The sequence below is a fragment of the Agriterribacter sp. genome, assembly GCF_035445465.1.
GTDB lineage: Bacteria > Bacteroidota > Bacteroidia > Chitinophagales > Chitinophagaceae > Agriterribacter.
The window spans coordinates 1-2,229 of record NZ_DAOMQT010000123.1 but is presented as its reverse complement, the minus strand read 5'-3'; the positions used below and the strand labels follow the sequence as shown (position 1 = coordinate 2,229).

The following is a 2,229-nucleotide window of genomic DNA, read 5'->3' as shown; positions in this document are numbered from 1 at the left end:
CAGGTTAAAGCGGCTGCGGAAAAATTGCTTCAATCGCTTTCTTTATAACCATTTAATCTCCGTTCCGCGGGTAGTCAAAAACGCTTCATCTGATTCAACTGTTTTCCATTTTATAGCCCACCCCATTGATGTATATTCCGCTCCAATGCAAATGGCTACTTCGTCTTTATGTGGGTGACCTGAACTGATAATAACCGCTTTTTTGCCATCATAGGTTGTGGCTACAAGGGGATGCCTGATTTCTTTGTTCATCTTTTCTCATTGCTTTTATTTCTGTATAAAATTATAATAATGTAATTAATTGTATTCTTTTTTATCTTTACAGGGCCTACAACGGCAAGCAGGTGAGCAACCTTACGAGGAAAGGCATAATCAGTCTATCCAGGGTGAAAGCCTGGTTAAGAAGGCGACTTTAACAAGCCTGATTTTATGTTTATTACATTACAATTCCCGTTGTTTGATTACCGCTTTTTTAAGGCGGACCCCAACAAAACGGAAAGACCAAAATGGCCCGAACCCGGCAGTAACGACCGGGTGCGTTATTTTGGAGAAATTTTAGGCCGAAATAAAAAATACCTCGGCCCGTGGGATGATGAAAAAAAATATTGCAATGCGGGCAGCGTATTGAATTTTTGCGGATTGAAGGACGATCATTTTTTCAAATCTTTATACAGCGATCCATACCACGCCAGGATCCTCTTTCGCAGATTCCAGTCTGATGGCCGGTGCATGGCCAAATTTGAAGTAGGCTTCAATGATCAGCTGCGCAACAGGGTAGCTGCGCATGCCGCCGGTGAGGGCGCGCCCTCATTTAACCTGTTCAAACATATTGAACGCTACCTGTTGTGTCCTGTGAAAATAAAGATCGGCAGCAGGCTATCAGCGTACCTTCCATTAATTGAAGCGGGAGAAAAGTTACGGGATGCCTATTACTGGACTACAACAAAAGGAAAAAAATCTTTCGATGCCAGGGATATACAGCGCCAGGCCGAACCCTGCGAGCCCGTGCTTTTAATACAATTCCGCACCGGTGAAATAAATCCTGATCAGCTATTTGCACAAAAGGTAGATATGCCCTTTCTCGGTAAAGAAGGTATTGAGTTGTACTGCACGCATATTCCGTATACTATCGGGCGAAGAAGGTATCAATTGAAAACATGGATGATCATTACGGCAGGCGATGAGGCCAACCCTTTATATTCCGGCCAATTTCATGCATATAATCAAACGGTTCGTTACCTGCGGATCAACCTGCTGCGTATACATGTGGAAACATGCATGCAGAAGAAGCTCATAGAAACTTTTGGCACTACGGATGAAGCCTATCAAATAAAAGATCCGGCGGTGAGGGACAGGCTCTATTTTTACCTGCACAAAATTTTACTGAATTTAACCAACATCCAGCGCAACGACCAGCCGCAGACTGCCCTGGTGGAAGCCGCGTTCAGGCTCGATGAGTATTATTACGGCTCTATGCGCATTGAAGACCAGGTGAAGGTTTTAGATGAATATAGAACCTGGCTGAAGGAATTGGAGCTTACGCCCAAAAACCAGCAGGTGCTTGGCTATATACAGCGGAGTGCCGAAGACCTCCGGGATCAGCAAAAGCAGCAATCGGAAAACTGCGTTGTTTTTATTTCCTATAATCATGCAGATGAAACAACCGCCGCCTTGTTGAAAGATAAGCTGGAACATGAAAAAATAACGGTTATCCTCGATTCGGCTTCCATGCAGGCGGGTACGGCTATAAAGGATTTTATCACTAAAAGTATTCTCAGGTCACATGCTATACTTTCCGTGGTTTCTGTAAACAGCCTTACATCGGGTTGGGTAGGGGTGGAAACGATAAACGCTATGTTTATAAAAGACTTTTTTCCTGAAAAGAAATTTATTGCCTGCTGCCTTGATACTGATTTTATGGAGGATGATTTTGTAGAAAAAGCCAATACAAAAATTGATCAGCGGATTACAGCAATAAAGGAGCTTGCCAGGGTACGCTCAGACAATGCTTTACGTTCAACCGATATAGATGATGAATGGAGGCGCCTGGAAAGCCTTCGTTTGAAATTGCCGGATATTATAACGCATTTAAAGAATGACCTGGGTATTGATATAATGGCAAAAAACATCAATGCTAATTTCTATAGAATTTTGGAAGCGATAAGAAATTAGAAGGGGTGCATTTCAAATTGTCGCCGGCTGGTGGGACACCAGCCGGGGCGGCCCGCC

At 43.5% G+C, this 2,229-nt stretch carries 2 protein-coding genes; one reads left to right on the top strand and one right to left on the bottom strand.

From position 1 onward, the window contains the following. Positions 1-42: 42 nt before the first annotated feature. Positions 43-252 carry a hypothetical protein gene (locus PLE34_RS21790; protein WP_324560759.1) on the bottom strand — a complete coding sequence of 70 codons (210 nt, stop codon included), beginning with the start codon at positions 250-252 and terminating at the stop codon, positions 43-45. A 177-nt stretch (positions 253-429) separates the two neighbouring features. Here PLE34_RS21790 and PLE34_RS21785 point away from each other — a divergent pair, with 177 nt between their 5' ends. Next, positions 430-2,172 (top strand): toll/interleukin-1 receptor domain-containing protein, encoded by a 1,743-nt coding sequence (locus PLE34_RS21785; protein ID WP_324560757.1) that lies wholly within the window; start codon positions 430-432, stop codon positions 2,170-2,172. Positions 2,173-2,229 lie beyond the last annotated feature (57 nt).

Bases quoted from the DNA above. Each gene is read 5' to 3' on its own strand.
- PLE34_RS21790 (WP_324560759.1), bottom strand. From the start codon at position 252: ATGAACAAAGAAATCAGGCATCCCCTTGTAGCCACAACCTATGATGGC.
- PLE34_RS21785 (WP_324560757.1), top strand. From the start codon at position 430: ATGTTTATTACATTACAATTCCCGTTGTTTGATTACCGCTTTTTTAAG.